Source organism: Sphaerotilus montanus (assembly GCF_013410775.1).
Taxonomy (GTDB): domain Bacteria; phylum Pseudomonadota; class Gammaproteobacteria; order Burkholderiales; family Burkholderiaceae_C; genus Sphaerotilus; species Sphaerotilus montanus.
On sequence record NZ_JACCFH010000001.1, the window covers coordinates 3,017,999 to 3,043,005 of the forward strand.

The 25,007-nt window shown below is 69.8% G+C and carries 29 protein-coding genes; 19 read left to right on the plus strand and 10 right to left on the minus strand.

The genetic code is table 11. The features are described from left to right. Position 1: 1 nt before the first annotated feature. Positions 2-361: a carboxymuconolactone decarboxylase family protein gene (locus BDD16_RS13790; RefSeq protein WP_179634481.1), complete on the minus strand. Its 360-nt coding sequence runs from the start codon at positions 359-361 to the stop codon at positions 2-4. A 241-nt stretch (positions 362-602) separates the two neighbouring features. Between BDD16_RS13790 and BDD16_RS13795 the strand changes: the two genes are divergently transcribed. From BDD16_RS13795 to BDD16_RS13825, 7 genes are all read left to right on the plus strand, one after another. After that, complete coding sequence (locus tag BDD16_RS13795) at positions 603-2,951, plus strand: TonB-dependent receptor (protein ID WP_179634482.1); 2,349 nt, start codon at positions 603-605, stop codon at positions 2,949-2,951. Positions 2,952-2,967: 16 nt separating this feature from the next. After that, a complete protein-coding gene (locus tag BDD16_RS13800; protein ID WP_179634483.1) occupies positions 2,968-3,654 on the plus strand; it encodes a Fe2+-dependent dioxygenase in 687 nt (228 codons plus the stop codon). Positions 3,655-3,665: 11 nt separating this feature from the next. Then, positions 3,666-4,403, plus strand: a complete 738-nt coding sequence (locus BDD16_RS13805; protein WP_179634484.1) for an energy transducer TonB — start codon at positions 3,666-3,668, stop codon at positions 4,401-4,403. Between the two features lie 34 nt (positions 4,404-4,437). Further along, positions 4,438-5,166 (plus strand): MotA/TolQ/ExbB proton channel family protein, encoded by a 729-nt coding sequence (locus BDD16_RS13810; RefSeq protein ID WP_179634485.1) that lies wholly within the window; start codon positions 4,438-4,440, stop codon positions 5,164-5,166. A 13-nt stretch (positions 5,167-5,179) separates the two neighbouring features. Further along, positions 5,180-5,599 carry an ExbD/TolR family protein gene (locus BDD16_RS13815; protein ID WP_179634486.1) on the plus strand — a complete coding sequence of 140 codons (420 nt, stop codon included), beginning with the start codon at positions 5,180-5,182 and terminating at the stop codon, positions 5,597-5,599. Then, positions 5,596-6,678, plus strand: a complete 1,083-nt coding sequence (locus tag BDD16_RS13820) for an alpha-hydroxy acid oxidase (protein ID WP_179634487.1) — start codon at positions 5,596-5,598, stop codon at positions 6,676-6,678. The genes BDD16_RS13815 and BDD16_RS13820 overlap by 4 nt, the downstream gene beginning before the upstream one ends. A gap of 96 nt (positions 6,679-6,774) precedes the next feature. After that, entirely contained in the window at positions 6,775-7,437 is a 663-nt protein-coding gene (locus BDD16_RS13825) for a LuxR C-terminal-related transcriptional regulator (protein WP_179634488.1), read from the plus strand. A 12-nt stretch (positions 7,438-7,449) separates the two neighbouring features. Here the strand turns inward: BDD16_RS13825 and BDD16_RS13830 are convergent, their stop codons facing one another. From BDD16_RS13830 to BDD16_RS13860, 7 genes are read right to left on the minus strand one after another with little or no spacing between them, the layout of a single operon-like run. Then, complete coding sequence (locus BDD16_RS13830) at positions 7,450-8,334, minus strand: formate dehydrogenase accessory sulfurtransferase FdhD (RefSeq protein WP_179634489.1); 885 nt, start codon at positions 8,332-8,334, stop codon at positions 7,450-7,452. 11 nt (positions 8,335-8,345) lie between these two features. Then, positions 8,346-8,699, minus strand: a complete 354-nt coding sequence (locus BDD16_RS13835; protein WP_179634490.1) for a hypothetical protein — start codon at positions 8,697-8,699, stop codon at positions 8,346-8,348. Next, the gene (locus BDD16_RS13840) at positions 8,696-9,841 is read right to left on the minus strand and encodes a formate dehydrogenase subunit gamma (RefSeq protein ID WP_246332785.1); all 1,146 of its coding nucleotides are present in this window, start codon (positions 9,839-9,841) and stop codon (positions 8,696-8,698) included. The genes BDD16_RS13835 and BDD16_RS13840 overlap by 4 nt, the downstream gene beginning before the upstream one ends. Before the next feature lie 18 nt (positions 9,842-9,859). Further along, positions 9,860-10,078 (minus strand): hypothetical protein, encoded by a 219-nt coding sequence (locus BDD16_RS13845; RefSeq protein WP_179634492.1) that lies wholly within the window; start codon positions 10,076-10,078, stop codon positions 9,860-9,862. After that, positions 10,075-10,704 carry a formate dehydrogenase FDH3 subunit beta gene (fdh3B, locus tag BDD16_RS13850; protein WP_179634493.1) on the minus strand — a complete coding sequence of 210 codons (630 nt, stop codon included), beginning with the start codon at positions 10,702-10,704 and terminating at the stop codon, positions 10,075-10,077. Before fdh3B ends, BDD16_RS13845 begins: the two co-directional genes overlap by 4 nt. Positions 10,705-10,717: 13 nt before the next feature. After that, positions 10,718-13,699: a formate dehydrogenase subunit alpha gene (locus BDD16_RS13855; RefSeq protein ID WP_179634494.1), complete on the minus strand. Its 2,982-nt coding sequence runs from the start codon at positions 13,697-13,699 to the stop codon at positions 10,718-10,720. A gap of 21 nt (positions 13,700-13,720) precedes the next feature. After that, the gene (locus tag BDD16_RS13860) at positions 13,721-13,942 is read right to left on the minus strand and encodes a formate dehydrogenase (protein ID WP_179634495.1); all 222 of its coding nucleotides are present in this window, start codon (positions 13,940-13,942) and stop codon (positions 13,721-13,723) included. Between the two features lie 308 nt (positions 13,943-14,250). On the opposite strand from BDD16_RS13860, the gene BDD16_RS13865 reads away from it, so the two are divergent. The 12 genes from BDD16_RS13865 (at position 14,251) to BDD16_RS13920 (ending at position 24,178) form a co-directional block, all read left to right on the plus strand. Continuing rightward, entirely contained in the window at positions 14,251-14,766 is a 516-nt protein-coding gene (locus tag BDD16_RS13865) for a DUF3305 domain-containing protein (protein WP_179634496.1), read from the plus strand. Between the two features lie 2 nt (positions 14,767-14,768). Further along, positions 14,769-15,365, plus strand: a complete 597-nt coding sequence (locus BDD16_RS13870) for a DUF3306 domain-containing protein (protein WP_246332550.1) — start codon at positions 14,769-14,771, stop codon at positions 15,363-15,365. Further along, positions 15,265-17,451, plus strand: a complete 2,187-nt coding sequence (locus BDD16_RS13875) for a 4Fe-4S dicluster domain-containing protein (RefSeq protein WP_246332786.1) — start codon at positions 15,265-15,267, stop codon at positions 17,449-17,451. The genes BDD16_RS13870 and BDD16_RS13875 overlap by 101 nt, the downstream gene beginning before the upstream one ends. Positions 17,452-17,467: 16 nt before the next feature. Beyond that, positions 17,468-18,100, plus strand: coding sequence for a TorD/DmsD family molecular chaperone (locus BDD16_RS13880; RefSeq protein WP_179634498.1), 633 nt, complete (start codon positions 17,468-17,470; stop codon positions 18,098-18,100). A 14-nt stretch (positions 18,101-18,114) separates the two neighbouring features. Further along, positions 18,115-18,735, plus strand: a complete 621-nt coding sequence (mobA, locus tag BDD16_RS13885; protein ID WP_179636152.1) for a molybdenum cofactor guanylyltransferase MobA — start codon at positions 18,115-18,117, stop codon at positions 18,733-18,735. A gap of 85 nt (positions 18,736-18,820) precedes the next feature. Then, on the plus strand, positions 18,821-19,663 hold the full coding sequence (gene phnD / locus BDD16_RS13890) for a phosphate/phosphite/phosphonate ABC transporter substrate-binding protein (protein ID WP_180552496.1): 843 nt from the start codon (positions 18,821-18,823) through the stop codon (positions 19,661-19,663). A 93-nt stretch (positions 19,664-19,756) separates the two neighbouring features. After that, complete coding sequence (locus BDD16_RS13895) at positions 19,757-20,632, plus strand: putative selenate ABC transporter substrate-binding protein (protein ID WP_179634500.1); 876 nt, start codon at positions 19,757-19,759, stop codon at positions 20,630-20,632. A 7-nt stretch (positions 20,633-20,639) separates the two neighbouring features. Next, a complete protein-coding gene (locus BDD16_RS13900; RefSeq protein WP_310733994.1) occupies positions 20,640-21,482 on the plus strand; it encodes a phosphonate ABC transporter ATP-binding protein in 843 nt (280 codons plus the stop codon). Next, a complete protein-coding gene (locus tag BDD16_RS13905; RefSeq protein ID WP_179634501.1) occupies positions 21,479-22,318 on the plus strand; it encodes a PhnE/PtxC family ABC transporter permease in 840 nt (279 codons plus the stop codon). Before BDD16_RS13900 ends, BDD16_RS13905 begins: the two co-directional genes overlap by 4 nt. After that, entirely contained in the window at positions 22,315-23,124 is an 810-nt protein-coding gene (gene phnE, locus BDD16_RS13910) for a phosphonate ABC transporter, permease protein PhnE (protein WP_179634502.1), read from the plus strand. The genes BDD16_RS13905 and phnE overlap by 4 nt, the downstream gene beginning before the upstream one ends. An 84-nt stretch (positions 23,125-23,208) precedes the next feature. Next, positions 23,209-23,778: a dCTP deaminase gene (dcd, locus tag BDD16_RS13915; RefSeq protein WP_179634503.1), complete on the plus strand. Its 570-nt coding sequence runs from the start codon at positions 23,209-23,211 to the stop codon at positions 23,776-23,778. A 22-nt stretch (positions 23,779-23,800) separates the two neighbouring features. Next, entirely contained in the window at positions 23,801-24,178 is a 378-nt protein-coding gene (locus BDD16_RS13920) for a DUF1801 domain-containing protein (protein WP_179634504.1), read from the plus strand. Here the strand turns inward: BDD16_RS13920 and BDD16_RS13925 are convergent. Both BDD16_RS13925 and flgM read right to left on the minus strand, forming a co-directional pair. Then, the gene (locus BDD16_RS13925; RefSeq protein ID WP_179634505.1) at positions 24,158-24,550 is read right to left on the minus strand and encodes a hypothetical protein; all 393 of its coding nucleotides are present in this window, start codon (positions 24,548-24,550) and stop codon (positions 24,158-24,160) included. The two genes, BDD16_RS13920 and BDD16_RS13925, sit on opposite strands and share 21 nt — an antisense overlap. Before the next feature lie 63 nt (positions 24,551-24,613). Continuing rightward, positions 24,614-24,928, minus strand: coding sequence for a flagellar biosynthesis anti-sigma factor FlgM (gene flgM / locus BDD16_RS13930; protein WP_179634506.1), 315 nt, complete (start codon positions 24,926-24,928; stop codon positions 24,614-24,616). Positions 24,929-25,007: the final 79 nt, after the last annotated feature.

Genomic DNA, 25,007 nt, shown 5'->3' on the forward strand with positions numbered 1-25,007 from the left:
ATCAGGCCGTCTTGGCGGCCGCGGCAAACTCGTCGAACGCCGCCACGGCCGCCGCCGCGTACATCAGCGACGGTCCACCGCCCATGTAGGTCGCCACGCCCAGCGTCTCGTCAAGTTCTTGGCGGGTGGCGCCGAGCTTGACCAGCGCCTGCGTGTGGAAACCGATGCAGGGGTCACAGCGCACGGCCACGCTCAGTGCCAGTGCGATCAACTCCTTCGTCTTCTTGTCGAGCACGCCGTCGGCGGTGGCGGCGCGGCCGAGGTCGCTGAACGCCTTCATGACGTCCGGGGTGCTGGTGCGCAGGGTGCCGAGCTGGCGGGAAACGGTCTGCGTCAGGTCGCGGTAGCTGGTGGTGGCCATGGTCGAGGTTCTTTCTGGTGCGGGGGCAGCGGCAAGAGATGGAGTCGATTGAGCCGTGGAGCTTCCTGGTGCAGGTTGCTATACATCAAGGGGTATCTGATGTTGCATGTCCACGACGAAATCAAGCCCTTGTTTTGCAATGTTAATGAGAATGAATATCATTTAAAAACAGTGCCCCCAGCAGACGCCAGGAACCGCACCCCCCTTGAGTCCACCTCCGAACTTCCTGGATCCGTCTGCCATGTCCCGCTGCTCCACTCCGTCTGTCTCGTCTTCTGCGCCGCAAGGACGCCGCCTGCTCGCCACGGCCTTGCCCCTGGGCGCACTCGCCGCCGGCTTCGGCATGGCCGGTCTTGCCCACGCCCAGACCGCCATGCCTGCAGCCCCGGAGCCCGTGGCCGAGGTCTCGACGCTGCGCAAGATCACCGTCAAGGGCAAGAAGGAGGCCGAGGACGGCGGCAAGACCAGCGTGCGCGCCGTGACCACCACGATCGGCAAGGGCACGCAGGAGCTGCGTGACGTGGCGCAGTCGGTCACCGTGGTCACCGAGAAGCTGATCGACGACCGCAACCTCGACACCATGAAGGACGTGCTCAAGAACACGGCCGGCATCAGCTTCCTGGCCGCCGAGGGCGGTGAAGAAGACATCCGCCTGCGCGGTCTGCCGCTGCAGTCGACCGGCGACGTCTTCATCGACGGCATGCGCGACCCGGCGTTCTACGACCGCGACACCTTCTTCCTCGACCGCGTCGAGGTGCTGCGCGGCTCGGCGTCGATGCTGTTCGGGCGCGGCTCCACTGGCGGCGCGGTCAACCAGGTCACGAAGGCGCCCCGCCTGATCAACGAACACCAGATCGATGTGACCGTGGGCAACCACGGCTACCAGCGCGTCGTCGGGGACTTCAACCTCCGCACCGGCGAGAGTTCGGCGCTGCGCCTGGGCGTGATGAACACCACGGCCGACAACAACGGCGCGGGGTCGTCGATCGACAAGACGGGTCTGGCGGGCACCTACCGCTGGGGCATGGGCGAGCGCGACGAGTTCTCGCTGTCCATCTCCCACCTCGACAACGACAACGGCATGAACTACGGCATGCCGTGGATCCGCCCGACCGCGACCTCGGGCGTGGCCGAGACGACGCTGCTGCCGCTGGACCCGAGCGCCTACTACGGCATGGCCAGCGACAAGAACCGCGGCGAAGCGACGATGGCGGGCTTCGGCCATGTCCACCGCTTCTCGGCGACATCGACGCTGACGACCAAGGTGCGGCTGGGCGAGTTCGACCGCGACCAGCGCGCGTCGACCGTGCGTCTGTGCACCCGGACGGTCAATGCCACCACCGGTGTCGTCACCAACCCGCAATGCCCGACGTCGAACTCGCTGGCGAACTTCGGTGACGCGACCATCTTCACCCGCGGCACGCAGCTCAAGATCCAGAACGTGCGCAACCTGTATGCGCAGACCGACTACGCCGGCCGCTTTGACGCACTGGGCGTGAAGCACGAGGTCATGGCCGGGGCCGACGTGGCGGTGGAGCAGAAGAAGGTCTACGCGCAGCTCACCGCGGCGCAGGGGGGTGTCGTGCCCGCCAAGGCAACGACGACGGTCGGCACCCCGAACGATGGCGTCGGGATCGACGAGAGCGTGCGCAGCCTGCGCCTGGCCAACGAATACGTTTCGCGCGGCCTGGGTTTCTATGCGCAGGATCTGGTGCAGATCGCGCCGATGTGGAAGGTGCTGGCCGGCACGCGCTACGACCGGCTGGTCGGTGAATACGACACCCACGCGATCCCGACGGCTGCAGTCAGCCCGGTCACCACGACCAGTTACCGCATGGAGATCTCCGAGTGGAGTCACCGCACGGGCGTGATCTTCCAGCCGTCGGACCGGCTGTCGTTCCACGTCTCCGGCGCGACCTCGTTCAACACCTCGGGTGATGCCTATTCGCTGAGTGCGCAGAACGTCAACACCCCGCCGGAGAAGGCGATCAACCTGGAGTTCGGCGGCAACCTCGCCTCCGAAGACGGCAAGTTCAACGCCCGTTTCGCCGTGTTCCGCTCCACCAAGCTCAACGAGCGCAACACCGACCCGGACGTCAACCTCGTCACCCTGTCCGGCAAGCGCCATGTGGCGGGGGTCGAGCTGGACCTGGCCGGGCGCTTGACGTCGGCGTGGGAGGTGTTCGGCTCGTACATGTGGCTGCCGTCGGCGAAGATCGACGTGGCCGTGCCGTGTACCGCCAGCGCCACCGTCACCTGCGTGCAGACCGAGGCCCAGGGTTCGCGCCCGTCGCTGACGCCGCGCCACAGCGGCACGGTCTGGACCACCTACCAGCTCACGCCCAAGCTGCGGATCGGCGGTGGCCTCAACGCCCGCAGCAGCATGTCCCCGAACCGCAACCCTGGCTGGGCCGCGCCGAAGTACATCACCGGCGACGTGATGGCCGAGTACGCGGTCAGCGAGGACTTCACCCTCAAGGCCAACGTGTCCAACGTGACCAACAAGCTGTACGCCGAGTCGCTCTACACCGGCCACTACGTGCCGGGCGCCGGGCGGCTGGTGCAGGTCACCGGCTCGCTGAAGTTCTGACCCGGGGCACACCGCGATGCTGATCCGCATTCCTGGCGTGTTCGACGCCGACGCCCTGGCCCGCGCCCGTGCGCTGCTGGAGGATGCGCCGTGGACCGACGGCGCGACCACCGCGGGCACCCAGGCCCTGCAGGTCAAGCACAACCAGCAACTGCCCGTCACCTGCGCCCCCGCGCAGGCGCTGCAGTCGATGGTGCTCGGGGCGCTGGAGCGGCACCCGGTGTTCTTCTCGGCGGCGCTGCCCAAGCGGGTGTTCCCGCCGATGTTCAACCGCTACGGCGGCGCGGCCAACACCTACGGTGCCCACGTGGACAACGCCATCCGCTACACGCCCGGCCGCGGCGAGCGGGTGCGCACCGACCTGAGCGCCACGCTGTTCCTGGCCGACCCGTCGGACTACGACGGCGGTGAACTTGTGATCGACGACACCTATGGCGAGCAGCGGGTGAAGCTGGCCGCTGGCGACCTGGTGCTCTACCCGGGCACCAGCGTGCACCGGGTCGAGCCGGTCACGCGCGGTGTCCGGGTGGCGAGCTTCTTCTGGATCGAGAGCCTGGTGCGCAGCGACGAGCAGCGCCGCCTGCTGCACGACATGGACCGCTTCCTCGTCCACCTGCGCAGCACGGTAGGCGAGACCGACCCCGGCGTCGTCGGCTTGACCGGGACGTACCACAACCTGCTGCGCCAGTGGGCGGACACCTGAGCCTCATCCCGATGGACACGACCTTGCATTCCGCTGTTTCTCCCGACGCGCTCGGCCCCGGTGCCAAGCGGGTGCTGCTCGGCACCATGCTGGGCGCGCACCTGCTGGCGGGCTGGGCGCTGCTGCAGGTGCCCGCCGTGCGGGAGGCAGCGGCCGAGGTGGCGCCGATGATGGTCGACCTGATCGCCCCGACGCCCCAGGCCCCGCCGCCGCCGCCACCTGTGCCGAAGGTGCAACCGAAGTTGCCACCCCCGCCACCAACGCCCGTCATCGCGGCCACACCGCCCCCGTTGCCATCGCCCGTTCCGGCCTTCACCGCGCCGCCACCACCGCCCGAGCCGCCGCCTGCGCGCCCGCCGGAAGCCCCGCCCACGCCGCCTGCGCCACCAGCGCCGCCGGTTCCTCCTGCACCGCCCGCACCAACCGCGCCCCCGGTGCCGCCCGCACCCGCACCGGCCGCCCCGCGCCAGGTCGTGCTGACCGACAGCGACTGGGTGCGGTTGCCCGAGGTCGAGTACCCGCTCGCCTCGCGCCGGTTGAAGGAGGAGGGCACCGTCGTCGTGCGGGCGCTGATCGACACCCGTGGCGTGCCGAAGCAGGCCGTGCTGCAGCGTTCGTCCGGCCACACCCGGCTGGACCAGCAGGCGCTGCGCGCGGCGATGACCGCCCGCGTCAAGCCGCGCACTGAAAACGGGGTGCCGTTCGAGTTCTGGATCGCGATGCCGCTGGCATTCGAGCTGGAAGACTGATTTCACCGATTCCCGAGATTCACAGGAGAACCCCATGGGCTTTGGCCATTTCATTACCCAGTCCGACGCGGTCGGCAAGACGCTGCTGGCGATCCTCGTGCTGATGTCGGTCGCCTCGTGGGCGCTGATCGCCATCAAGGGCGTGACACAGGTGCTGCGCCGACGCCGCAGCGACCAGTTCCTGACCTTCTTCTGGAACGCCCGCTCGCTCGACGAGGTCGATGCCGAGATCCGCGTCCATGGCGCCACCGATCCTTTCGGGCACCTCGCGGCCCACGCCATCCACGCCCAGGCGCACCACGCCCGGTACGGTGCCGCCAAGCTGCAGGAGGCCGGCACGTCGCAGGAGTTCGTCACCCGCACCATCAAGAAGGTGCTCGACGAGGAGACCACCCGGCTGGAGAACGGCCTGACCACGCTCGCCACCATCGGATCGACCGCCCCGTTCGTCGGCCTGTTCGGCACGGTCTGGGGCGTCTACCACGCGCTGCTGGCCATCGGCATGAGCGGGGCGGGCACGCTGGACAAGGTGGCCGGCCCGGTCGGCGAGGCGCTGATCATGACGGGCATCGGACTGGCGGTGGCGATTCCGGCGGTGGTCGCCTACAACACGATCCACCGCAGCAACCGCGTGCTCAACGCCCGGCTCGACGCTTTCGCGTTCGAACTGCTGACCTTCCTGTCCACCGGCTCGACGCTGCGCCCGTCATCGACCCTGAGCGTGGTCCCGGCGGCCACATCCACCACCACCGTCGCCGCCTGAAGGAGCCCCTCCCATGGCCTTCGCCAGTTTCGACCGCCAGCAGTCCGGCGCCCCGGTGTCCGAGATCAACATGGTGCCGCTCATCGATGTGCTGCTGGTGCTGCTGGTCATCTTCATCGTCACGGCGCCGCTGCTGACCCATTCCGTCCAGCTGGAGCTGCCGCAGGCGAGCAGCCAGGTGAACCCGCCCGTGCCGGTGAAGATCGAGTTCGCGATCGACGCCGAGGGCCAGCGCTACTGGAACGGCGAGCGCGTCACCCGCGAAGAGGCGGCTACGCGCTTCCTCGCCGAGGGGAGTCAGCCGGTGCAGCCCGAGATCCACCTGCGCGCCGACCAGGCCGTGGCGTATCGCCACGTGGCGCAGACGCTGGCCGACGCCTCGAAGGCCGGGCTCACCAAGGTCGGCTTCGTGAGCCAGCCCGAGGCGCCATGAACCCCGCCAGCCCGCCCGCTGCGCCGGTCTGTCTGGCCGACTACGCCGCGCTCGCCCGCGACCGGCTGGACGACAACGCCCGCGCCTACTTCGAGGGCGGCGCGGCGGACGAGCTGACGCTGGCCGCCAATGTGCAGGCGTGGCGCGAGATTCCCTTGTCGGCGCGGGTGCTGCGGCCGATGGCGGGCGCGCACACGCGGGTCACGCTGTTCGGCCGCACGCTGGCGCACCCGATCCTGCTGGCGCCGGTCGCCTACCAGCGGCTGGCGCACCCGGATGGCGAACTGGCCACCGCGCAGGCCGCCGCGGCGCTGCAGGCTGGCATGGTGCTGAGCACGCAGTCGTCCGTGCCAGTCGAGGACGTCGCCCGCATCGTCTGCACCGACCCGGACGCCGGCCCGCTGTGGTTCCAGCTCTACCTCCAGCACGACCGTGGCTTCACGCTCGATCTGGTGCGGCGCGCCGAGGCGGCCGGCTGCTCGGCGCTGGTGTTGACGGTCGATGCACCCGTGCAGGGCGCCCGTGACCGCGAGCGGCGCGCGGGCTTCCGGCTGCCGCCGGGCGTGCGGGCGGTGCATCTCGACGGTCTGCCCCCGCGCCCGGCGCGGACGCTGGCGGCGGGGCAGAGCGCGCTGTTCGACGGCCTGCTCGCCGACACGCCCACCTGGGACGATGTCGCCTGGCTGCGCGCGCAGACCCGGCTGCCGCTGCTGCTCAAGGGCGTGACGCATCCCGAGGACGCGCGGCTGGCGCTGTCGGTCGGCGCGGACGGGCTGGTCGTCTCCAACCACGGCGGGCGCACGCTGGACACGCTGCCCGCCACCGCCACGCTGCTGCCGCCCATCGCCGACGCGGTGGGCGCGGAGCTGCCGCTGCTGGTCGATGGCGGCATCCGGCGCGGGACCGATGTGCTGAAGGCGCTGGCGCTGGGCGCACGGGCGGTGCTGATCGGGCGGCCGGTCGTGCAGGCGCTGGCGGTGAACGGCGCGCACGGCGTGGCCCACGTGCTGCGGCTGCTGCGCGACGAGCTGGAGATCGCGATGGCGCTGACCGGGCGCATCACATTAAACAAACGGTAGACAGAATGTCTCTGACTTGACACGGGGCAAGCTGAATGCCATCGGGCTGGCTATAGTGATCGTCCATTCGACGCACGATCACGATTGCCGCTCCCGATGAAGGCCCTGCTTGTCGACGACCACGCGCTGTTCCGGTCCGGACTGATGCTGCTGCTGGCTGCCCGTTTTCCGGAGGTGACCATGTGCGAGGCGGATGGCCTGACTGCCGCGCTGGCGCATCTGTCGGCCCAGCCCGACATCGAACTGGTCCTGCTCGACCTCGGCCTGCGCGACAGCCAGGGCCTGCCGACCCTGCGCCAGTTGCGCGCGGTGTCGGACGAGCTGACCATCGTGGTGCTCTCCGCCAGCGACGATGTCGAGACCATGATCGCCGCGCTCAACGAGGGCGCCGCCGGCTTCATTCCCAAGACGACCCGCGGCCAGGCGGTCGAGCAGGCCCTGCGCGTGGTCCTGGGTGGCGGCATCTACCTGCCGCCCGCGGTCTACCGGGCCGTGGCACCCTTGCCCGAACTGACGCAGTCTGACGAGGACCGCTCCGAGGAAGCCATCGACCGCCTGGGGCTCTCGCCGCGACAGGTCGACGTGCTGCGCCTGCTGACGGCGGGGCAGTCCAACAAGGTGATCTGCCGCGAGCTGGACCTGGCCGAGTCCACCATCAAGACCCACCTGCTCGGCCTGTTCCGCAAGCTCGGCGTGGGTTCGCGCACCGAGGCCGTGGTGGCGGCGGCGCGGATCGGTCTGAAGTTCCCGAACGCCTGACCGGCCGGGGCGTCAGCCCGCCACGACGCGCACGGCGGCCCGGTGCACCTCGGGCTCCGAGTCGAAGCGGTCGAACCCGGTGTAGCAGAGGAAATGCCGGTTTGCCGCCCGGCCGAACAGCGCCATGCCGAGCCGGGTCGCGAGGTCATGCCCCATCTGCGTGACACCATTGCGCGAGACGACGATCGGCACGCCCATGTGCGCAGCCTTCATCACCATCTCGCTGGTGAGCCGGCCGGTGGTGTAGAAGGTCTTGTCGCCGCCGTCCACGCCGTGCAGCCACATCCAGCCGGCGATGGTGTCGATCGCGTTGTGGCGGCCGACGTCCTCGATGAACATCAGCAGTTGCGTGCCCTGGAACAGCGCGCAGCCGTGGACCGAGCCGGCCTTGCGGTGGATGCTGTCCTGCTGGCGCATCACGTCGAGCAGGCCGTTGAGCGTGCCCTGGCGGATGCGCGCCGCGCGGGCGTCGGGCAGGCGGATGGCGTCGACCTGCTCCATCACGTCACCGAAGACGGTGCCCTGGCCGCAGCCGGTGGTGACGACGCGCCGGCCAGTGCGGGTGTCGAGGTCCGGAATGCCCGAGCGGGTGTAGACCGCTGCGGCGCCCACGTCCCAGTCCACCGTGATCGAGGCGATGTCGGCCAGATCCTGCACCAGACGCTGGTTGCGCAGCCAGCCCAGCACGAGCAGTTCCGGACTCGCGCCCAGCGTCATCAGCGTGACCACCTCGCGCTTGTCCACGAAGATGGTCAGCGGGCGCTCGGCGGGGATGGAGATCGTGCGGCGCTCGCCGTACTCGTCCATCACCTCGATCTCGCGCAGCAGCGTGTCGCGTGCCGCGGTCATGCGGGGCACGTCGGGGAGCCGGTCGAGCGAAGGCGCTGCGTGGGCCATGGCGTCGGTCCTCAGCCCTTGGAGGCCGCGGCGGGTGGTGCGGAGGTGGCTGCCGCCGGAGCGGACGCAGCACCGGGCGGCGTGTAGACGAAGGCGCCCGGGTCCGCACAGGCGGGGGTCTCGGCGGCGGGCCTGACGTCCTTGCCGGCCGCCTTGGCCTTGGCGTGGTAGTCGGCCGCCACCTTGTCCATCGACAGGCAGAGCTTGTAGGCGTCGACCTTGCCGGCGTGGGCGGTCTTGGCAGCGGCTTCGGCGGCCTTGGCCTTGGCTTCGTCGCTCGGCGCGGGCAGCTTGGCGACGGCGGCGCCGACGAGCGCGGCCAGCAGCAAGGCGAACGTGGTGGTGCGGGGAGGGGTGCGCTTCATGCGGGTCGACTCGCGTGGGGTTGGGGCGCCACCGACGAGGCGACCGGGGTGGAACGCTGGGCGGGGATCTTGCCGGCCTTCACGTCGTCGTACCAGAGTTCGTGGTGTTCCTTGGCCCAGCCTTCGTCGACGTAGCCGGTGCGCATCGCCGAGTAGGCGCCCTTCATGCCGAGGGTGCCCATGTAGATGTGGCCCGTCAGGATGGCCATCATCACCACGGCCGCAGTGGCATGCACCATGTGCGCGATCTGCATCTCGCCGCGCAGCGCGCCGAAGCCGGGCACCAGCTGGTCCAGCACCAGCCCGGAGGCGGCGATGACCAGGCCCGGAATCGTCACGCCCCACCAGAACATGCCCTTTTCCCCGGCGTTGAAGCGGTGTGACGGGATCTGCTGGTCGCTGAACATGCCCCCCGCTTTCGACAGCCAGACGAAATCCGCCTTGCTCGCGATGTTGTCCTTCACGAAGATCAGGATCACCACCGTCAGCGACACCGCGAACAGCGGCCCGGCGAAGTTGTGGGCGTTCTTCAGCACGTAGGTGAGCCAGCCGAACAGCGTGTGGCCCAGCACTGGCAGCAGGAAGAACTTGCCGAACGCCATCACGATGCCCGAGAGCGCCAGCACGACGAACGCCGCGGCGTTGGTCCAGTGTGCGGCGCGCTCCAGCGGCGTGAAGCGCTCGATCATGCGGCCGGTGTCGGGCTCGTGGCCGCCCAGCGCGCCCTTGCGCCAGTAGAACAGCCCGATCGCCAGCGCGACGATCAGCAGCAGCGAGCCGCCATACGGAAGGATCCACTGGTTGCGCACCTGCCGCCACGCCTCGCCAGCCGTGGTCATGCGGGCGCCGGGGTACTGCACGAGCGGCTGGATCAGCACACCCTTCTCGGCGCCGGGCAGCGAGGTGTAGCCCGGCTGCGTGCCGGATTCGCGCGCTGCGCGCCAGACGGGGGCATTGTTGCCGGGCTGGCTGGTGCGGCGCTCGGCGGCGGTGTCGCCGGGGCGTGGCTCGGCGGGGGCGACATAGCCGGCTGGCGCGCCGGACAGCGCCGGGGCCGACGCCGCATCACCCGCTTGTGCGCCCGCCGTGCCACCGGCCAGCAGCGCAGCGGCGACCAGCAGGGCGCCGAGGGGACGGATCAGCTTGGACATCGCTGCTCCTCACGGCCGCGCGGGGGCGCGGACGTACTCGTTCTGGTTCTGGTTGCGCGTCTTGATCTGCGACTCCCACGCGGTCTTGTCGCCGCCGGCATAGGGCGCCTGATCGGGCTTCTTGGCTTGCAGTTCTTGCGTGCGCTCGCTGCAGCCCGCCAGCGCGGCCACGGCGGTCAGTGCGGCGACCAGCGTCAGCGCGCCACGGGTGATCGGTGCGGTGTTCATGACTTGGCGGCCTCCGGTGCGGCGGGGGTGGCGCCACCGGCCGGCTTGCCATAGGCGGTGCCCCAGCCCCAGACTTCGCTGCCCTTGCCGCGCTGGATCACGCGGGTGCGGAAGATGTCGGCCACCACGTCGCCGTCGCCGCCCAGCAGCGCCTTGGTCGAACATTGTTCGGCGCAGGCCGGCAGCTTGCCCTCGGCCAGGCGGTTGCGGCCGTACTTCTCGTACTCGGCCTGGCTGGTGTTCTCCTCCGGCCCGCCGGCGCAGAAGGTGCACTTGTCCATCTTGCCGCGCAGGCCGAAGGTGCCGTTGCTCGGGAACTGCGGCGCGCCGAACGGGCAGGCGTAGGAGCAGTAGCCGCAGCCGATGCAGACGTCCTTGTCGTGCAGCACCACGCCTTCGTCGGTGCGGTAGAAGCAGTCCACCGGGCAGACCGCCATGCACGGCGCATCGCTGCAGTGCATGCAGGCCACCGAGATCGACTTCTCGCCGGGGATGCCGTCGTTGAGCGTGACGACGCGGCGGCGGTTCACGCCCCAGGGCACGTCATGCTCGGCCTTGCAGGCGGTGACGCAGCCGTTGCACTCGATGCAGCGCTCCGAGTCGCAGATGAATTTCATTCGGGCCATGTGGGTGCTCCGTTCAGGCTTTTTCGACCTGGCAGACCGTGGTCTTGGTCTCTTGCATCATCGTCACGCTGTCGTAGCCGTAGGTCGTGGCGGTGTTGATCGCCTCGCCGCGCACCACGGGCATCGCGCCTTCGGGGTAATACGCGGCCAGATCAGCCCCGCCCCAGCGGCCCGAGAAGTGGAAGGGCATCCAGACCGTGCCTTCATCGACCCGTTCCGTGACGAGCGCCTTCACGCGCAGGCCCTTGAACTCCGGCACTGCAGCCATCGGCGGTGTCTTGACCCAGACGTCCTCGCCGTTGCGGATGCCCCGGTCGTTGGCCGCCCTGGGATTGATCTCGATGAACATCTCCTGCTGCAGCTCGGCCAGCCAGGGGTTCGAGCGGGTCTCCTCGCCGCCGCCTTCGTACTCGACCAGCCGGCCCGAGGTCATGATCAGCGGGAAGGTCTTGCCGATGTCCTTGTTCTTCTCCTGCACCGACTTGTAGAGCGTCGGCAGGCGCCAGAACGCCTTCTTGTCGTCGTGGGTCGGGTACTGGGCGACGAGGTCCGGGCGGGTCGAGTACAGCGGCTCGCGGTGCTGCGGGATCGGGTCGGGGAAGTTCCAGACCACGGCGCGTGCCTTGGCGTTGCCGAAGGGGTGGCAGCCGTGGACCTTCATCGCCACGCGGATGATGCCGCCCGACGAGTCCGTCTTCCAGTTCTTGCCTTCCGCCGCGGTCTTCTCGGATTCGGTCAGGTCGTCCCACCAGCCGAGCTTTTTCAGCAGCAGGTGGTCGAACTCCGGGTAGCCGGTGGTCAGGTCCGCACCCAGCGAGTGCGAGCCGTCGGCGGCCAGCAGCGAGGTGCCGTCACGTTCCACACCGAAGTTCGCGCGGAAGTTGCCGCCGCCGTCCATGACGTGCTTGCTGGTGTCGTAGAGGTTGGGCGAGCCGGGGTGCTTCATCTCCGGCGTGCCCCAGCATGGCCACGGCAGGCCGAAGTATTCGCCGTCCAGGTTCAGCCCGGTTTCCTTGTCGATGCCGCCCTTGGCCTTGAGCGTCTTCACGTCGAAGACCTGCATGTTGCGCATGTGGGCCTTCAGGCGCTCCGGGCTCTGGCCGGTGTAGCCGATGGTCCAGACGCTGCGGTTGATCTCGCGCAGGATGGATTCGGTCTCCGGCTCCATCAGGCCGCCCTTGCCCGGGACCATCTTGAAGTTCTTGACCAGCTCCGCGCCGAAGCCGAGCTTCTCGGCCAGCTGGTACATGATCATGTGGTCGGTGCGCGATTCCCACAGCGGCTCGATCACCTTCTCGCGCCACTGCAGCGAGCGGTTCGAGGCCGTGCAGGAGCCGCTGGTCTCGAACTGCGTGCAGGCCGGCAGCAGGTAGACGGCGCGGTTGGCGTTCAGATCGTCCTTGCTGCCCGGCATCGCGGCCATCGCGGCGGTGGCGCTCGGGAAGGGATCGATCACGACCAGCAGGTCGAGCTTGTCCATCGCCTTCTTCATCTCCAGACCGCGGGTCTGCGAGTTCGGTGCATGGCCCCAGAAGACGAGGCCGCGCAGGTTGCTGTCCTGGTCGATCAGCTCGTTCTTCTCCAGCACGCCGTCGATCCAGCGCGAGACCGTCATGCCGGACTTGGTCATCATGCCGGGCGCGTACTGCTTCTTGATCCACTCGAAGTCGACGCCCCAGGTCTTGGCGAAGTGCTTCCACGCGCCTTCCGCCAGACCGTAGTAACCGGGCAGCGAGTCGGGGTTCGGGCCGACGTCGGTGGCGCCCTGCACGTTGTCGTGGCCGCGGAAGATGTTGGTGCCGCCGCCGGACTTGCCGACGTTGCCGAGCGCCAGTTGCAGCAGGCACGACGCCCGCACGATCGCGTTGCCGATGGTGTGCTGCGTCTGGCCCATGCACCAGACGATGGTGCCGGGGCGGTTGTCGGCCAGCGTCTTGGCCACCTGGAAGCAGGTCGCCTCATCGACGCCGCACGCCTCCTGCACCTTGTCCGGCGTCCACTTGGTCAGGCACTCCTCGCGCACCTTGTCCATGCCCCAGACTCGGTCTTCGAGGTACTTCTTGTCCTCCCAGCCGTTCTTGAAGATGTGGTGCATCACGCCGAACAGGAAGGGAATGTCCGAGCCCGAGCGGATGCGCACGTACTGGTCCGCCTTCGCCGCGGTGCGGGTGAAGCGCGGATCGACCACGATCATCTTGCAGCCCGTCTCCTTGGCGTGGAGCATGTGCAGCATCGACACCGGGTGCGCTTCTGCCGCGTTCGAGCCGATGTAGATCGCCGAGCGCGAATTCTGCATGTCGTTGTAGGAGTTGGTCATCGCGCCATACCCCCACGTGTTGGCCACGCCCGCGACGGTCGTGGAGTGGCAGATGCGCGCCTGGTGGTCGGTGTTGTTCGAGCCCCAGAAGCTGATCCACTTGCGCAGCAGGTAGGCCTGCTCGTTGTTGTGCTTCGACGAGCCGACGACGAAGAGCGAGTCCGGCCCGCTCTGCTTCTTCAGCTCCAGCATCTTCGCGCTGATCTCGTTCAGCGCCTCGTCCCAGGAGATGCGCTTGTACTTGCCGTCCACCAGCTTCATCGGGTATTTCAGCCGGTATTCGCCGTGGCCGTGCTCGCGCAGCGCCGCGCCCTTCGCGCAGTGGGCGCCCATGTTGATGGGTGAGTCGAACACCGGCTCCTGCCGCACCCAGACGCCGTTTTCCACCACGGCGTCCACCGCGCAGCCCACCGAGCAGTGGCCGCAGACGGTGCGCTTGACCTCGACCTTCTTCGCGCCACCGGTGGCCGTGGACGCGGCATCGGCCGCCTCGACGCGCTTGACCAGCGTCAGCTGCGACGCGGCCAGCCCGGCGCCGACCCCCAGGCCGGAGCGGCGCAGGAAGGTGCGTCGGTCCAGCGTCGGGATCGCCCGGCCGATGCCGCGGGCCAGGCTGGACACCAGCGGGGAAGGGGACGATCCGGGCGTGGACGGGGTGGCGCGGCGGGTGAGCAGCATGGGGGGTGTCTCCTGGGATCCTCAGACCTTGGCGGTCTGGTAGTAGCGCCGGACGTGCTCGGTCAACTGGTAGCCGCCACCGGTGTCCGGGGCGGGCTTGGGCAGGGCGGCGACGGGCGCGGGCGCGGGGTGCTGGCCCGGCAGCACGGCAGCGACCGCGGCCAGTGCACCGGCGGTGCCGACGCCGGCAAACACGCGCCGACGGGTCAGCGTGGGACGCTCGGGGGTGGGGGACTGGCTCATCGAACGGGCTCCGGCAGCGTGGACTGCAGTGATTAGGTTGCGGTTATGCAAGGCGAACAATAAGGGTCAATCCTTAGGGGTTCGCGACAGTTTGTCGCGCGCTGTTCGTCAATTTGTCGTGCGGGTTTGAAAACCCTGCGGGGAGGGTGCGGACAATCTGTCGCGCGTGCGGGGCGCAGAGGGGAAACCGGGTTCCTGCGCAGGGTGCAGCCCCGGAAACTCCCTCGTCGCTCAGGGGCAACGCTGATGTTTTCTCGGGGGTGGCCTGTAGACTGCGCGTGAATTACCGAGCCCTTGTCGACATATTCATGCGGACCGACCCAGAACATACGGCGCTGCCGCCGACGCCACCGACGCAGATCCGGGTGGCCGTGGTGATCGACCGGCAGCACCAGCCCAGCCGCTGGGAAGACTGGCGCTTCACGCTGGCCGACGTGGCGCTGGACGACGGGCAATACGGCGACACGCCGCGCCTGCTGCGTGACGACGGCAAGGCGGCGCAGTTCCTGTTCCCCGGCCTGCCGGTCGAGTTGCGCCGCGACGAGGGCGAGGGCTACTTCCTCAACCTGACCTCGGGCGCGCCGGTCTGGTTCGTGATGTGGCGCATCGACGAGGAAGACCCGTCGCGCGCCTGGCCCGAGCGGGTCACGCTGTCCTACAACGAAGCCGGGCGCCTGCTGGACGCGCAGGAGCGGGTCGACAACCGGCCGCTGCCCGCCGAGGTGCGCGACTGGCTGCAGGCCTACACCGACGCGCACTACCGGCCCGAGCCGAAGAAGCGCCGCCGGCCGGTGTCCTTCGTCGCGCCGGACCAGCGGGATTGACGATGGCGACCGATCCGGAACCCGACGGCGGCTTCCTGTCGCGCTGGTCGCGGCGCAAGGTGCAGGTGCGGCAGGGCGCGCCGGTGGCGGAGGTGCCGCCGATGCCGGCCGTGGCCGCCAGGCCCGTGGCGCCGGTGGCCCCTGTCCCCGTCGCGCCAGCGCCGGCCGCCGTGCCCCCGCCGCCCGCCCAGCCCGCCCCGACGCTGGCCGATGTCGCGCAGCTCACCCCCGCCTCCGACTTCACCCGCTTCGTCGCCCGCGGCGTCGATCCCTCGGTGAAGAACGCGGCGCTGAAGACGCTGTTCACCGATCCGCATTTCAATGTGATGGACGGCCTCGACACCTACATCGAGGACTACGGCCTGCCGGACCCGATCCCGCTGGCGATGCTGCGGCAGATGACGCAGTCCAAGGTGCTCGGCCTGTTTGCCGACGAAGACAAAGACGACGACGAGAACCCCGCCGATGAAAACACTGCTGTGCGACTGCAACCGGACGATGCCGCTGGACTCGGGGGCGATTGCCCGGACGCTGATGCGCACGCCGGGGGCGAGCGCGGACGGGCTGGAGACGACGCACACCCTGCTGTGCCGACGTGAGGCGGGCGCCTTCCAGCGCGCGGCCAAGTCCACCGGTCCGGGCGAGGCGCTGCTGGTGGCCTGCACGCAGGAGAGCCAGCTCTTTCTCGACCTGAACGCCGAGACCGCGGGCGCCCCCAGCACCGACGAGCGCCCGATCCACTTCGTCAACCTGCGCGAGACGGGCGGCTGGTCCCGCGACGCCAAGGCGGCCACGCCGAAGCTCGCCGCGCTGATCGCCGCGGCGCAGATGCCGGATGTGCAGCCGGTGACGACGGTGCCGTTCCACTCGGCCGGGCGCTGCCTCGTGATCGGCGGGGCGGACGCGGCGCAGTCGGCGGCAGCGATGCTGCGCGACCGGCTGGCGGTGACGCTGCTGGTGGACGAGGCGGCGGGCGTGGACGGCGCGCTGGCGCAGCGCCGCGACCTGCCGGTGTTCGCCGGGCGGGTGACGCGGCTGCGCGGCTGGCTGGGGGCGTTCGAGGTGCAGTGGTCGTCGTCGAACCCGATCGACCTCGATCTCTGCACCCGCTGCAACGCCTGCCTCGACGCCTGCCCGGAAGGCGCGATCGACTTCCGCTACCAGATCGACCTGAGCCGCTGCAAGAGCCACCGTGACTGCGTGCAGGTCTGCGACGCGGCCGGCGCGATCGACTTCAACCGCGCGCCGCTGGTCACCGACGAGCGCTTCGACCTCGTGCTCGACCTGCGCGACACCCCGGCGTTCTCGCAGCACCAGCCGCCGCAGGGCTACTTCCATGTGCCGCAGGGCGTGCGTGGCGCCGCCGAGCCGAAGCGCCTGTTCGACGCCGTGCTGCAATTGCGCGAGCTGGTCGGCACCTTCGACAAGCCGAAGTTCTTCCACTACCAGCACCGCCTGTGCGCCCACAGCCGCAACGAGCAGATCGGCTGCACCGCGTGCATCGACGTCTGCTCGACGAGCGCGATTTCCAGCGACGCCTCGCGCAAGGGCAAGGCGAAGACCGAGCTGGCGGGTGGCATCGTCGTCGAGCCGCACCTGTGCGCGGGCTGCGGCGCCTGCACGACGGTGTGCCCTAGCGGGGCGCTCACCTTCGCCTATCCCGGCCCGGTCGACCAGGGCAAGCGGCTGCACCGGCTGATCACGACCTACGCCCGCGCGGGTGGACAGAATGCGGCGCTGCTGCTGCACAGCGAGCAGGCGGGCGCCAAGCTGATCGACGATCTCGGCCGCGCGGCGCGGGTCGACCGCTCCGTGCACGGCGTGCCGGCGCGGGTGTTGCCGGTGGCGGTGTGGCACACGGCGAGTGTCGGGATCGACCTGTGGCTGTCCGCGATCGCGCAGGGCGCCAGCCAGGTCTTCGTGCTGCTGACCGCCGAAGAAGCGCCCGAGTACCGCGCCGCGCTGGCCGAGCAGATGGCGGTGGCGCAGGCGCTGCTGACCGGGCTGGGCTACGCGGGCGAGCACTTCAAGCTGATCGAGGCACGGGACGCCCGCGACCTGGCCGCGCTCGACGCCGCGCTGCGCAGCGCACCCGCCCAGGTTGTCGCGCAGCCCACGCCCATCGTCGCCCAGGCCGACAAGCGCGCGACACTCGACCTGACGATCGACCACCTGAGCGCCCACGCGCCTGCGCCGGCCGATGTGGTCGCCTTGCCGAAGGCCGGTGCGCCGTTCGGTGCGGTGCTGGTGGACACCGCCAAATGCACGCTCTGCCTGAGTTGCGTTGGCGCCTGTCCCGAGAACGCGCTGGCCGACAACCCCGAGCGCCCGCAGCTCCGGTTCACCGAGAAGAACTGCGTGCAGTGCGGGCTGTGCGAGACGACGTGCCCGGAAGGCGCGATCACGCTGGTGCCGCGCCTGCTGCTGGCCGACGAGGGCCGGGCGCGCCGCCAGCCGCGGGTGCTGCACGAGGTCGAGCCCTTCCGCTGCATCCGCTGCAGCAAGCCGTTTGGCACGCTGAAGGTGATCGAGAACATGATGGCCAAGCTGTCCGCGCACCCGGCCTTCCAGGGCGCGGCGGCCGAGCGGCTGAAGATGTGCGGCGACTGCCGGGTGATCGACCTGCACAGCAATGCCAGCGAAGTCCGCATCACCGACGTGCCGCGCGGCACGCCCCGTTACTGAGCCTGAGCCGAGCCCCATGAACAACGACGACCTCCGCGCCCTGAGCTTCGCCAGCGCCGACCACAGCGAGGAACTTGCCCGCGCCGAGCTGTACGGCCTGCTCGCGCGGCTGTGGATGGCGCCACCCGATGCCGAGTTGCTCGCGCGGTTCCGCGTGGTGGTCACCGAGACGCCGGAGGGCGGCCTGCTCGAAGCGCCGTGGCAGGCGCTGGTCTCGGCGCTGCGTGCCACCACACCGGAGACCGCCGCCGACGAGTACGACGCGCTGTTCGGCGGGGTGGGCAAGCCGGAGGTGTTCCTCTACGGCTCGTTCTACCTGGCGGGTTTCCTCAACGAGAAGCCGCTGGCCGCGCTGCGCACCGACCTGGCCGCGCTCGGCCTGACCCGTGATCCGGGCCGTGGCGAGACCGAGGACCACATCGCCTACGGCTGCGAGGTGATGCGCTTCCTGATCGCGGGCGACGACATCGCGGTGTGCAACCTGGAGCAGCAGCGGCGCTTCTTCCGCGGCCATCTGCAGACCTGGGTCGGCGACCTGTGTGACGCCGTCGACGCCCATCCGCGGGCGCAGATCTGGCGCGCGGTGGCGCAGCTCACCCGGGTGTTCCTCGACATCGAGACGCAGGGCTTCGACCTGCTGGAGGCCTGAGCATGACCGTGGCCATGAACGTGCGCAGCGCGATCGATCCGCAGGAGATCACCGGCCTGGTCCTGGCCGGTGGCCGCGGCAGCCGCATGGGCGGGGTGGACAAGGGCCTGCAGAACTTCCAGGGCATGCCACTGGCGCTGCACGCCGTGCTGCGCCTCGGGCCGCAGGTCGGCAGCCTGATGGTCAATGCCAACCGGAACCTGGCCGCCTACGAGTCGATGGGCGTGCCGGTCTGGCCGGACGCGACGACCGATTTTCCGGGGCCGCTGGCGGGGTTCCTCGCCGGGCTGGAGCGCTGCGAGACGGCCTACCTCGTCACCGTGCCTTGCGACTCGCCGCAGTTTCCGGCCGATCTGGTGGTGCGACTGTCGGCCGCGCTGCAGGCGGAGGACGCCGATCTGGCGATGGCCGTCACCCGCGAGGCGGACGGCACGCTGCAGACCCACCCGGTCTTCTGCCTGATGAAGACCGGGCTGATGGAGAGCCTGGTGGCCTTCATGGCGGGCGGCCAGCGCCGCATCGACCGCTGGACCGGCCAGCACCGCTGCGCCCAGGTCCTGTTCGACCGGGAGGGGGACGCGGCCGGGTTTTTCAATGCCAACACCCTGGATGAGTTGCGCAGCCTGTCGCGCTGATCTGAAAAAGGTGCACCCGCGGCACAATCGGGCCATCTGGTACCGGGGGTGAACGATGAGCACATGGATTCGACGGATCGCGCCCGTGGCGCGCAGTCTGGGCACGGCACTGCTGCTGACCGGCACCGCGCTGGCGGCACAGGCGCAGTCCGTGCTGCGGGTGGCGATGGCGCCCGAGACGACGCCGGCCGAGCAGGCGGTGCGCTTCGAGCCGCTGGGGCAGTTCCTGGAGACGCGTTTCAAGATGCGCGTGAAGTGGGTGCCCGTGGCCAGCGAGGCCTTTGCGGTGCGGGCGCTGCTCAACCGCGAGGCCGATCTGGTGTGGCTGAACGGGTTGTCCTATGTGCAGGCCGTCGTGCGCGCGGGTGACCGCGTCGTGCCGCTGGTGCAGCGCGAGGAAGACCAGAAGGCCCGCTCCGTCTTCATCACCAAGGCCAGTTCCAGCATCAAGAAGCTGCCCGACCTCAAGGGCCGCACGCTCAGCCTCGGCCCCAGCGCCAGCACCGCAGAAAACCTGATGCCCCGCAGCGCCCTGATCGCGGCCAAGCTGCGCCCGGACGCGGACCTCACCGCCGTGCCTGCCGCGAACGCGGCTGCGGTGGTGGCCGCGGTGGTCGCCGGCCAGGCCGAGGCCGGTGCGCTGGGACTGGCGACCTGGGAGCGGCTGGTGGCCGACAAGCAGGTCGATCCCGCGGCGCTCAAGGTCTTCTTCACCACGCCGGTCTACACCGACCACACCTGGGCGGTGCTCGCCGACCTGCCCGAAGGCAGCCGCAAGGCGATCACCGGCGGGATGCTGGTGCTGGAGGCGGTCAAGGGCGGGCGCGAGATCCTGAAAGCCCAGCGCGCCCACCGCTACACCGAAACCAAGGATGCGGGCTACGCCGCCGTGCGCGCCGCTGCCGAGCAGACCGGCCAGCTGCAATGAGGCCCTGAGCGGCCGCCTCTGGCGGGCACGGCACAATTCACGCCTTTCGGCGCCCTGCAGAGCGGGGCGCTGTCGACTGACCGAGGCGTGAACATGACCAGAATCCCGATGACCGCTGCCCGCAGCGTCCGACTGCTCGCACTGGGGGCCGCGCTGGCGGGTGCCGCACTGACCGCGCAGGCCCAGGCCGTGCTGCGCGTGACCGCGATCCCCGACGAATCCCCGACCGAACTGGCGCGCAAGTTCGAGCCGCTGGGCAAGTACCTGGAAGCGAAGCTCGGCATGAAGGTCGAGTGGACGCCGGTGACCGACTACGCCGCGGCGGTCGAGACGCTGGTGAACAAGAAGGTGGACCTCGCCTGGTTCGGCGGCTTCACCTTCGTGCAGGCGAATGTGCGCTCGGGCGGCAAGGTGATCCCGCTGGTGCAGCGGGCCGAGGACGAGAAGTTCCGCTCGGTCTTCATCACCGACGCGGCCTCGGGCATCACCAAGCTCGACGACCTCAAGGGCAAGACGCTGAGCTTCGGCTCGGCCTCCAGTACCTCGGGCCACCTGATGCCGCGCAGCTACCTGCTGGCCGCGAAGATCAACCCGGATGCGGACCTGAAGCGCGTGAGCTTCTCCGGCGCACACGACGCGACCATCGCGGCCGTCGCCAGCGGCAAGGTCGATGCCGGCGCGCTGAACATCTCCGTCTGGGAGAAGTTCGTCGCCGACAAGAAGGTCGATCCGGCCGTGGTCAAGGTGTTCTACACGACCCCCGGCTACTACGACTACAACTGGAGCGTGCACGCCGACATGCCCGCTGCGCTGCGCGAGAAGATCGCTGCGGCCTTCCTGGCGCTGGAGTCGGCGCCTGGTGGCAAGGAGATCCTGGCATTGCAGCGCGCCAGCCGCTTCATCCCGACCAAGGCCGACAACTACAACGGCATCAAGGGCGCTGCCGAGCAGGCCGGACTGCTGAAGTGAGCCGGGCGTGAGTCGGTTGGGGCCAGCGGTGGTCGATCTGGGCGGACTGCAGGTCGCGCCGATGCCGGGGGCTGCGCCGGTGCTGAAAGGCATCGATCTGCAGCTGGCGGCGGGCGAGCAGGTCGCGGTGATCGGTGCGTCAGGTGCCGGCAAGACGACACTGCTGCTGGCGCTGGCCGGGATGCTGCGTCCTTCGGCGGGGCGGCTGGCGCTGTTCGGCCAGGAGCCGTGGACGCTGGGCACGGCTGCCCGGCAGCGGCAGCGGGCGCGGGCGCTGCTCGCGCCGCAGGTGCCGCCGCTGCCGCCGCGTCAGCGGGTGGTGACGGCGGTGCTGGCGGCGCGGCTGCCGCAGATGTCGCTGTGGGCCAGCCTGCGCACGCTGTGGACGCCGCGGCTGGCGGACGCCGAGCGCGTGCAACGGGCGCTGGTGGCGCTCGACCTGCCGGACAAGCTCTGGCTGCGTGTCGACCGGCTCTCCGGCGGCGAGCGGCAGCGGGTCGGGCTGGCGCGGCTGCTGGTGGCGGATGCGAACCTGTGGCTGGTCGACGAGCCGCTGTCGGCGCTCGACCCGGCCCGGGCCGAGCTGGTGATGCGCCGGCTGACCGAGACGGCGCGCGCCGAGGGCCGCACGCTGGTGTGCTCGCTGCACCAGGTGGAGGTGGCGCGGCGCTGTTTTCCGCGCACGGTGGCGCTGCGCGAGGGGCGGGTGGTCTACGACGGACCGTCCGACGGGCTGGACGACGCGCGGCTGCAGGCGCTGTACGGCGGGGCGGTGTTCGCGCCGCAGGCCCCGCCGCTGGTCGAGCTGGCTCCGCTCACTGCGCTGCTGCCGCAGGCGATGTGCCGATGAACGCTGCCGCGGTGGCGAGTGCGGTGGCCGCGCGCGATCCGGCGCTGCAGCGGCGCTGGCTGGGGCTGCTGGCGGCGGCGGTGGTGCTGTGGCCGCTGCTGGTGCTGGCCGAGTTCCAGCCGTGGACGCTGTTCGACGCCCGCAGCCTGCGCGTGACCGGGCGCTTTCTGGCCGAGTTCGTGCCGCCGCGCCACGACGCGGAGTTCCTCGCGCTGCTGGCCCGCGAGACCTGGCGCACGGTGGCGATCGCGACGGCGGGCATGGCGCTGGCCGGCCTGATCGCGCTGCCGCTGGCGCTGGCGATGACCGAGCGGCTGTCCGTCAGCGCCGTCGGCGGGCGCATGGCGCGCGGGCCGGCGTGGCTGCGGCAGGGCGTGCGCGCGTTCACCGTGGTGCTGCGCTCGGTGCCGGAGCTGGTCTGGGCGCTGGTGTTCGTGCGGGTCGTGGGCTTGGGGCCGACGGCGGGCGTGCTGGCCATCGCCATCGCCTACGGGGGGATGCTGGCCAAGGTCTGGGCCGAGATCCTGGAAAGCGCCGATGCCGCTCCCGCGCAGGCGCTGCTGGGCCACGGCGCCGGGCGGCTGCAGACCTGGCTGTACGCGGCGCTGCCGGCCTCCGCCAACGAGCTGGCGAGCTACACGGTCTACCGCTGGGAATGTGCGATCCGCTCGTCGGTGGTACTGGGCTTCGTCGGTGCGGGCGGGCTCGGGCAGCAGCTCGACAACGCGGCCAAGATGTTCGCGGGCGGCGAGGTGAGTGCGATCCTGCTGGTCTTCATGGCGCTGGTGGCGCTGTCGGACCGGGTGAGCGCGTGGATCCGCCGGGGCTTGGCATGAGCCGGGAGTCGCTGCCCTTGCCGCCGCGTCCGCTGCGCAGCCGCGCCTTGCCCGTGCTGGGTCTGGCGCTGCTGGCCCTGGTGGGCGCGAGCTTCTGGAGCCTGTCGCTGCGCTGGTCGGACTTCCTCGGTCCGCAGGCGCTCGGGCAGATGGGGCATTTCCTCGCCAGCTTCTTTCCGCCGGAGACCGGCGCGGCCTTCCTGCGCAAGACCGGCTGGGCGACGCTGGAAACCCTGGCCATGTCGCTGCTCGGCACCGGGCTGGCGGCACTCTTCGGGCTGCTGCTGGCGGTGCCGGCGAGTCTGGCGGGCGGGGTGTCGGCGGCGCTGGTCCATGGGGCGGCACGCGCGGTGCTCAACCTGCTGCGTGCGGTGCCGGAGCTGGTCTGGGCGGCGCTGCTGCTGGTGTCGGCCGGACTGGGGCCGCTCCCGGGCACGCTGGCATTGGCGCTGCACACGACCGGCGTGCTGGGTCGGCTGCTGGCCGAGGCGCTGGAGAACGTGCCGCCCGAGCCGGCGCAGGTGCTGCGCAGCCGCGGCGCGGGCGTGGTGCAGGTGTTCCTGTTCGCCACGCTGCCGCAGGTCTCGGCGCAGTGGCTGGCCTACAGCCTCTACCGCTGGGAGAACAACATCCGCGCCGCGGCCGTGCTCGGCGTGGTCGGCGCAGGGGGGCTGGGCCAGATACTCAGTTTCCACCTCAGCCTGTTCCAGATGCGCGAGGCCTGCACGGTGCTGCTGGCGATGATCGGGCTGGTGGCGCTGGTGGATGCGCTGTCGGCTTGGGTCAGAAGGAACCACTTCGCGTGAATCTCCTCTGATACAGGTCGGCACTGGCACCAGATACCCATAAAATCACGCCCCCGCCCTGCGTACCCCGAAATTGACAACGACATGAGCATCAAGAGCGACAAGTGGATCCGGCGGATGGCCGAGCAGCACGCCATGATCGAGCCGTTCGAGCCCGCTCAGGTGCGTTACGCGCCCGATGGCCGCAAGCTCGTCAGCTACGGAACGTCCAGCTATGGCTACGACATCCGCTGCTCGGACGAATTCAAGATCTTCACCAACGTGCATTCCACGGTGGTCGATCCCAAGAACTTCGACGAGCGCAGCTTCGTGGACTTCAAGGGCGACGTCTGCATCATTCCGCCGAACAGCTTCGCATTGGCGCGCACGGTCGAGTACTTCCGCATCCCGCGTAGCGTGCTGACGGTGTGCCTGGGCAAGTCGACCTATGCCCGCTGCGGGATCATCGTCAACGTGACGCCGTTCGAGCCAGAGTGGGAAGGCTATGTGACGCTGGAGTTCTCGAACACCACGCCGCTGCCGGCCAAGATCTACGCGGGCGAGGGCTGCGCGCAGGTGGTGTTCTTCGAGAGCGACGAGGTCTGCGAGACCAGCTACCGCGACCGCGGCGGCAAGTACCAGGGCCAGACGGGGGTGACCCTGCCCAGGACCTGAGCGCGACAGACCCCGTCCCGACATGCGACATCTCGCGCGACCGGCAGCCATGGTGGCCAGCTTCTTCGATTCGCTGCCACCGGGCCAGGTGGCCACGGCCATGGCGCTGCACAAGGCCGTGCTGGCGGCGGCACCGGACATTGACCAGGCGGTGCGCTGGGGCAGTCTGATGTTCCTGGTCCGGGGCAGTCCCCTGGTGACGCTGCTGCCGCACAAGGGCCAGGCGCACCTGCAGTTCTTCCAGGGTGCGCTGCTGGTCGAGCAATTTCCTCAACTGGAGGGCGCCGGCAAGGGCATGCGCATCCTCAAGTTCCGCTACAGCCAGTCGGTGGATGTGGATCTGGTGCGGCGCATCATCGTCGCGGCACTGCAGGTGCCGTCAGTGCGTGAACAGCGCTGAACTGCGGCTGTCGAGCCGGCCGTAGACCACGGCATCCTCGCGCGGCAGCAGTGCTTCCAGGGCACCGTCCAGCGCCACGGTCGCGCGCAGGAGCGACTCGCGCTGCACGGCCACCTGACCACTGGCCTTCACGAGCCTGGCGCGCAGCGCGGCGGGGATCTGGCCGGACCGGGAGGCACGCGTGAAGCCGTCGAGGGCCCGGGTGAGCGCCTCGCGCAGATCGCCGGAATGGCGCTCGATGCGCGTGCTGTCCCGAAGGCGCAGCGAATCTCCGAGGGCATCCAGATCGCCCTCGACCGCCGAGAGCAGACGCTCCAGATCGGCGGCGTCGGGGCAATGCACGGGGGCAGGGCGCAGATTCAGGGTGTTCATGGGCAGGTGTGTCAGGTCGATGGATCGATGCGACACGCTGCCCGGTCAGGCCGGACAGCGGTCTCAGGGCTTCTGGCCGAGGTGGCCCAGCAGATCCTGTGCGTTGGTGAGCAACTGGTCGGCGATCGCTTCGGCATTGACCTTGTAGGTGCCATTGGAGATGGCTTGCCGGATGCGATCGACTTTTTCGCTGTCAAAGTCGTCCGGGGCGCGTTCGAGCAGGGTCGAGGCGGTTTCAGACACTTCCACCTTGGTGCTGGCGGTGTCTTCGGGCGCCGAAACTTCCGGGGCCTCATGTGGCGTTTCAGCCGCACGGGGGGGGGTGCCGAGGCTGACGGGGGCCGTCGCCGAGGTCTGGGCGATATTGCCGATCTTCATCACGTACTCCTTCGAGCCGAATCAGGCCCGGTTGACGGGCGTTGAGTCTGATATCGGTGGTCGCGCCAGCCACTTTAGC